The organism is Ilumatobacter nonamiensis YM16-303 (assembly GCF_000350145.1).
GTDB lineage: Bacteria > Actinomycetota > Acidimicrobiia > Acidimicrobiales > Ilumatobacteraceae > Ilumatobacter_A > Ilumatobacter_A nonamiensis.
In genome coordinates, this window is record NZ_BAOL01000131.1 from 1 (window position 1) to 6,620 (window position 6,620).

Below are 6,620 nucleotides of genomic sequence, written 5' to 3' on the forward strand. Positions count from 1 at the left end.
GCGTTTCGGAGCCTGCTTCTGCGCCGCCTTGCCGGTCGGCCTCCCCGTCGAACGCGCCGACCCTGAGCCGCGAACCGGTTCCCGTTTCGACGCTGCGCGCTTGCGCTTCGGCTGTTCTCTCGACGGACGCGCGCGGGGCGCCGGTGGTCGCTCGCGAACCAACGGCTCGTGGCGTCGGTTCACGGTTGTCCCTCCGAAACGGCTTTCACGTCACGGAACTGTTCGAGCGGCCCGGTGTCGACGATCACGCGGGTGGTGTCGCCGTCGGTCACGCCGGCGGCAGCGAGTTGGCGAGCGAGCGCCATCGGGTCGATCTCGATGAACCGGACCGAGTCGGAAGGCACCATGCCGAGCGCGGTCGCCTCATCCGAGATCCGCTGCGGCGAGCGCAGTACGGCCCGGTCGCGACGCAGTTCGTCGAAACGCACCCGTTCGTCATCGACCAGGCGTTCGAGTTCGTCGACCTTCAACTGTCGTTGCGCGAGCTGGGTGTGGAACACCGCCGCGCCCAGCATGGCCGCCAGCACGATGAACACCACGATGCCGCCGACGATCGCGATCCATCGCGGCCGGCCGCCGACCGCGACGACACTCAGCTTCGGCCGCTGATCACTCTCGGGTGCGCTCTGCTTCGCCTCGGAGTCGCGGACGATGGCGATGGCCATCAGCTCTCCGCCTTCGGAATCGGCTCGGTCTTCTCGACGACGCGCAGCAGCGCGCTCGACGACCGGCGGTTGCGTTCCTGTTCCGCGGCCGATGCCCGCTTCGCGACGCCGCGCACGATGCGAACCGTCTGGATCGCGCCGCACACGCACGGGAGGTCGTGAGGACAATCGCACGCACCCGCCGCGATCGCGAACCGCTGCTTGGCGATGCGGTCCTCACCGGAGTGATACGAGAGCACTGCGATGCGGCCGCCGGGAACGGTTGCGGCGACGGCGCTGTCGAGCGCATCGGGCAGCACCTCGAGTTCGGCGTTGACTTCGATCCGAATCGCCTGGAACGTGCGCTTGGCGGGGTGGCCTCCCGTTCGGCGTGCCGCCGCGGGAATCGCACCGGTCACGATCTCGGCGAGGTCCACGGTGCTCTCGACCGGCCGGGCCGCCACGATCGCATCGGCGATCCGGCCGGCGAAGCGTTCGTCGCCGTGGGTCTTGATCACCCGGGCGAGATCGTTGCGCGCGTATCCGTTGACGACGTCGCTCCCCGACCACTGCTGGTCGTCGTCCATCCGCATGTCGATGGGGCCGTCCTGGCGGTACGAGAACCCGCGCTCGGCACGGTCGAGCTGCGGCGACGACACGCCGAGGTCGAAGAGTGCACCGCTGATCTCGGTCACGCCGTGCTCGGCGAGCGCTTCGTCGATCTGGTCGAAACGCCGACGGCTGACGCGCACGCGGTCGGCGAACTCGGTCAACCGCTCGAGTGCCGCCTCGATCGCGTCGGCGTCCTGGTCGATGCCGAGGATGTCGATGTCCGCGCGCCGGCTGAGCAGTGCGTAGCTGTGTCCCCCGCCGCCGAGCGTCGCGTCCACCACGGTGCCCGCAGGGACGGAGTCGAAGATGTCGGAGATCTCGTCGACCATCACCGGGTCGTGTTCGAAGTCGCTCACTGTGCCATCTCCTGGAGTCCGACCGCCTCTTGCTGTTCGAACCGGCTGGGCTCCCAGATCTCGATGCGATCGAGCGCGCCGAGCAGGGTCACCGGTGCCTGCAGTTCCACGTCGGCGTGAGCCCGCAGCCGGGGGTCGACGAGGATCCGGCCCTGTTTGTCGATGCCGGCCATCACGACCGACGAGGCGAAGACACGCTGCTTGGCGCGGGAGACCTCGCCGGCCTTGACCTTCTCGATCATCTCCTCGGCCTCGGACTGGAACACGTCGACGCTCATGATCCGGACGCATCCGTCGTCGCCGTAGGTGAGGTAGCACTGTTCGCCGATGGTGCTGCGGAACGACGGCGGCAGCGCCACCCGTCCTCGCTCGTCGAGCTGTCGCTCGTACACACCGACAAACACGTGTTGCTCGCTTCCTGCCACTCGATGTCCCGCGGTCCTGCCTGTCGGGGATCGACGGGACAGCTCCCCCAACGCCCGCCATCCTGCCCCCATTTCTCCCCATCGTCAACCACCACTCCCCACTTCCTCCCATTCTCATCACGTCGAACCACCCGTTCTCCCTCGCCTGCGCGTCCCACCCGTCCCTCCCGCCGTCCCTCCCGCCGACGCTCCCGCCCCGTGAAATTTCGTGCGATCGCGTCGCCAGCGGTCCACATCTCGCGAGATTCTCCGAGGGCCCCTCCGGTCCCGGGGAAATCTCGTGGGATCCGGTCGCCAAGCGTCTCGATCCCACGAAATTTCCCGGGCGCGAACGGTGGGACGCGACCGGGGGTGAACGGCGGGGAGGGTCAGATGGGCCGATCGAGCGCGCGAACCAGGAGGTCCGGGACAGCGTTCGCGACCGTGGTGGGGACCGTCGCCGGGGACCCCAGCGTCGACGGATCGACGTCCGGGCGCAGCAGGAGTGGGAGCAGCGCCGAGTCGTAGTCGCTGTACCAACACGCCTGCAGTCGGGCCGCTGCTCGGGTCCGCCGCTGGCTGATGCCGACGAGCTTGGCTCCGTCGATCGTGAGTTCTCCGGCGCCGAGCCCGTCGAAACACACCAGCCGTGACCATTCGGTGGTCTCCATCGCCCCGCGGTGGACCACGGCACGGTCGACCCCGACCGCCGCGAACGCCTCCGCGATCCGTTCACCGAGCCAGACCATCGGCCGGTGGACGTCGTCGGACCAACCGGGCGATCCGGCCGGCAGGATCACGTCGACCCAGACGACCTCGTCCGGCACGAGCAGCACCGCTCCCCCACCGCTTCGCCGACGGACCACCTCGATCCCGCGAACTCGGCACTGCTCGACATCGACGACGTCGTCGCGCTGAGTCGAGCCGAGGACGAGCGCGGGTGCCGTGATCTCGTGAAACCACAGTTCGGGCCGAGCCGGTTCCGGAATCGGGAGCGCGTGGAATTCGGCGGCCGATGAACGACGGCGGACGAGCTGGAACGCCGTCACGAGGCGATCGGCAGGTACCGACGCCACACGTCGGGAACGCCGCTCACCGACACCACCACCCACGCCGACGCCCGGGGCGCGCGGCACGGCTTCGCCAGGCGCATCCCGGCTTCGTCGGGCGTGCGATCGCGCTTGTCGAGGTTGCACGGACGACAGGCGGCAGCGACGTTCTCCCACGTGTGCAGTCCGCCGCGAGACTTCGGCAGCACGTGGTCGATCGAATCGGCGTGTCCTCCGCAGTACTGACACCGGTGATCGTCACGGGCGAAGATCGCTCGACGAGACAGTGCCGCACGCCGCACGTACGGCACCTTGACCATGTAGCGGAGCCGGATCACCGACGGGCTCGGGAAGGTGAGCCGCTCGGATCGGAAGACGGCACCGTCAGCCTCCACGACGTCGGCTTTGTCGGACAGGACGAGGCAGGTCGCACGCCGCGACGACACGATGCTGAGCGGCTCGAAGCTGGCGTTGAGAACAAGCGCGCTGTGCATGTCGGGCGACTTTACTGAGCCGTCAGATCCGGGATTCCCACGATTTGCACCATCGGAGATAGTTCACCACATCCGCGGGCTCCCACGCATGACGGGCGTCGCCGTACTGCGTGACGAGACGAAACTCGAGATAGCTCCCGGACGGAACGGGCAGGAATGGTCGTCGCTTCCACCATCCCGGCGCAGTGGTACGCCGCATCTGACGTACGGCGGTTCGCCACAGCGACGGCCGGGCGATCACCGCCGCAGCCGACCGGATCACGCCGGCTTGGGTTCCTTCGGCAGGCCGAGAATCATCTCACCGACGATGTTGCGCTGGATCTGACTCGAGCCGGCGTAGATCGTTCCCGCGCGCGCGTTGAGGAAGGTGTTCACCCACGAGGCCGAGGTGTTCGCTGCACCCGGATCGTCGGTCGAGAAGGCCGACGGAGGCTTGCGACCTTCGTAGAAGAGCGCGTCGGCACCCATGATGTCGAGCGCGAGTTCGGTGACGACCTTGTGGTACTCGCTCCAGAACAGCTTGCCGATCGCCGCGTCGGGACCGGGGTGATGACCGTTCAAGAACTGCGTGAGGACGCGCATGCCGTTGTACCGCATGATCCGCACCTGACCGTGACACCACGCGAGCCGTTGACGGATCACGGGGTCGTCGGCGAGGCCACGTTCCTGCGCCATCGTCGTGAGTCGCTCGATCTCGGACTTGAAGCGGATCGGAGCGGTGGCAGCGGCCTCGCCGCGCTCGAAGCCGAGCAGCGACATCGCGACCGCCCAACCGTTGTTCAGTCCGCCGACGATGTTCTCCTTCGGGACCCGGGCATCGGTGTAGAACACCTCGTTGAACTCGCTGTCGCCCGAGATCATCTTGATCGGACGTACCTCGATGCCGGGCTGATCCATCGGCACGAGCATGAACGAGATGCCCTTGTGCTTGGGTCCGTCCGGGTCGGTGCGGGCGAGGGTGAAGATGTGGTCGGCGAGATGTCCGGCCGAGGTCCAGATCTTCTGACCGTTCAGGATCCACTCGTCGCCGTCGAGGACCGCACGCAATCCGACGTTGCCGAGGTCGGAACCCGCGTCGGGCTCGGAGTACCCCTGACACCACGTGTCGTCGCCCTTCAACAGACGCGGGAGGTAGTGCGCCTTCTGCTCGTCGGTGCCCCACATCAGGAGGGTGTTCCCCAGCATCTGAATGCTGAACGCGTCGTTCGGTCCACCGCTCGGAACGCCCGCCCGGGTGAACTCCTCGGCGAGGATCACCTGCTCGGTCGCGCTGAGGCCGCCACCGCCGTACTCGGTCGGCCAGCCGGGCGCGAGGTACCGCGCCTCGTAGAGCGTGTTCCGCCATTCGGCGACGAACTGTTCGAGCTCATCACCTTCGATCGCACCGGTGCCCTGCCAATCGGTGGGGAGCTTCTCGGCGAGGAACGCCTGGACCTTTTCGCGGTAGGCCTCGGCCTCGGCGGTGTACGTCGGTTGCATGGGGCGAACGCTACCAAAGCGTTGTTACCGCGCAGTAGGCGAGCCGGTCACCTCCGGACCGGCTGGCGCCGAGGTGCCGAGGACGAGCGAGGCGGCGCGCACGAGCGAGCTGATGTACTCGACCGGTTCGACGATGGAGAGGTCGGCGAGGTTCGAGAGCCGGGAGCGCGTCTGGAGCTCGCGTCGGGTGACGTGGAGCAACGTGTCACCGAAGGCATCGATCACGCCCCCGGTCACGAAGATCGTGTCGACGTCGACCATCGCACACAACGATGCGATCGCCCGACCGAGCATGATTCCCGAGCGTTCGATGGTCGACGGGTTCGCGCGGCGGAGCGGCCGATTCAGTTCCGCCTGGAGAGCGATCGACGAGAGGTACGGCTCGAGGCAGCCCCGTGCCCCACACCAGCACGACAATCCCGTCGGATCGACGGTGATGTGAGCGAGCGATCCGGCGTTGCCGTGAGCGCCCGACATCCGACGGCCGTCGACGATGCACGCCGAGTCGACGGTGGCATCGGCGATCAGGAACGCGTAGCTCGCGGTGTCACGCGCCTCACCGACGAGACGCTCGGCCTCGGCCGCCGCGGCACCCGCCGACGCGAGGAGGACCGGACGTTCGGTGAGTTCTTCGAGGTGGTCGCGCAGCGGGAAGCTCGTCCACGTCGGGACGTAGGGCGGCGTCACCGTTCCGGCCTGCTCGTCGACCGGTCCGACACAGCTCACCGCGACCTGTGCGAACGGCACGACCGAATCGCGCCCTGCCGCATCGACCCTGCGTACGAGGCCGTCGAGAGCCCGCCACACGTCTCGGGACGGCATCGTGACCCGGTCCCGAACGAGCACGGTCCCATCGGGAGCGACGAGGGCGGCGGCGAGCCGTGACGGTTCGACGGCGACCGCGAGGACGGGAGGGGACGACACATCCGCAGCGTAGATGATGGTGGTGCGAACCGGATCGACCGCCTCTGGCCTCTACCCTGCTCGTGGTGACGACGGACATCAGCGACGGGGGGACACCGAGGACGGGCACGGAGGACCGCGCTCAACAGGCTGCGCCCGGTCGCACCTTCGCGCAGCTGTTCAGCGCGGTCACTGCCAACATCGGTCAGGCGATCCGCGGCAAGCCGGAGGCGATCGAACTCGCGGTCATCTGCCTCCTCGCCGAGGGACACCTCCTGGTCGAGGACGTTCCCGGTGTGGGAAAGACCAGTCTGGCCAAGGCACTCTCGAGGTCGGTCGACTGTTCCTGGCGACGCGTCCAGTTCACTCCCGACCTGCTCCCGACCGACCTGATCGGCGTGAGCATCTACTCGCGGACGTCCGAGACCTTCCGATTCGAACCGGGTCCCCTGTTCGCGAACGTCGTCCTCGCCGACGAGATCAACCGCGCCTCGCCGAAGACGCAGTCGGCACTGCTCGAGGCAATGGAGGAACGCCAGGTCAGCTCCGACGGTGTCAGCCGGCCACTCCCGCCGCCCTTCATGGTGATCGCCACGCAGAACCCGATCGAGCAGGAGGGCACGTACCGGCTGCCCGAGAGCCAACTCGACCGGTTCCTGCTGAGGATCTCCATCGGCTA

Annotated in this window: 8 protein-coding genes; 1 reads left to right on the forward strand and 7 read right to left on the reverse strand. The window is 67.8% G+C overall.

Going from position 1 to position 6,620, the window contains the following annotated elements; translation table 11 throughout:
• Positions 1-179: 179 nt before the first annotated feature.
• From ON45_RS12750 to ON45_RS12785, 7 genes are all read right to left on the reverse strand, one after another.
• A complete protein-coding gene (locus tag ON45_RS12750; protein ID WP_040494372.1) occupies positions 180-665 on the reverse strand; it encodes a hypothetical protein in 486 nt (161 codons plus the stop codon).
• Entirely contained in the window at positions 665-1,612 is a 948-nt protein-coding gene (gene rsmH / locus ON45_RS12755) for a 16S rRNA (cytosine(1402)-N(4))-methyltransferase RsmH (RefSeq protein WP_051062998.1), read from the reverse strand. Before rsmH ends, ON45_RS12750 begins: the two co-directional genes overlap by 1 nt.
• Positions 1,609-2,016 (reverse strand): division/cell wall cluster transcriptional repressor MraZ, encoded by a 408-nt coding sequence (locus ON45_RS23535; RefSeq protein WP_158412390.1) that lies wholly within the window; start codon positions 2,014-2,016, stop codon positions 1,609-1,611. Before ON45_RS23535 ends, rsmH begins: the two co-directional genes overlap by 4 nt.
• Before the next feature lie 389 nt (positions 2,017-2,405).
• Positions 2,406-3,065: a lipoate--protein ligase family protein gene (locus ON45_RS12765; RefSeq protein WP_158412392.1), complete on the reverse strand. Its 660-nt coding sequence runs from the start codon at positions 3,063-3,065 to the stop codon at positions 2,406-2,408.
• Complete coding sequence (locus ON45_RS12770) at positions 3,062-3,559, reverse strand: HNH endonuclease (RefSeq protein ID WP_040494375.1); 498 nt, start codon at positions 3,557-3,559, stop codon at positions 3,062-3,064. Before ON45_RS12770 ends, ON45_RS12765 begins: the two co-directional genes overlap by 4 nt.
• 258 nt (positions 3,560-3,817) lie before the next feature.
• Complete coding sequence (locus tag ON45_RS12780; RefSeq protein ID WP_040494377.1) at positions 3,818-5,038, reverse strand: acyl-CoA dehydrogenase family protein; 1,221 nt, start codon at positions 5,036-5,038, stop codon at positions 3,818-3,820.
• Between the two features lie 24 nt (positions 5,039-5,062).
• Positions 5,063-5,962, reverse strand: coding sequence for an ROK family protein (locus ON45_RS12785; RefSeq protein WP_040494378.1), 900 nt, complete (start codon positions 5,960-5,962; stop codon positions 5,063-5,065).
• A gap of 155 nt (positions 5,963-6,117) precedes the next feature.
• Here ON45_RS12785 and ON45_RS12790 point away from each other — a divergent pair.
• A partial coding sequence (locus ON45_RS12790) for an AAA family ATPase (protein WP_306301654.1) occupies positions 6,118-6,620 on the forward strand: 503 nt, incomplete at its 3' end.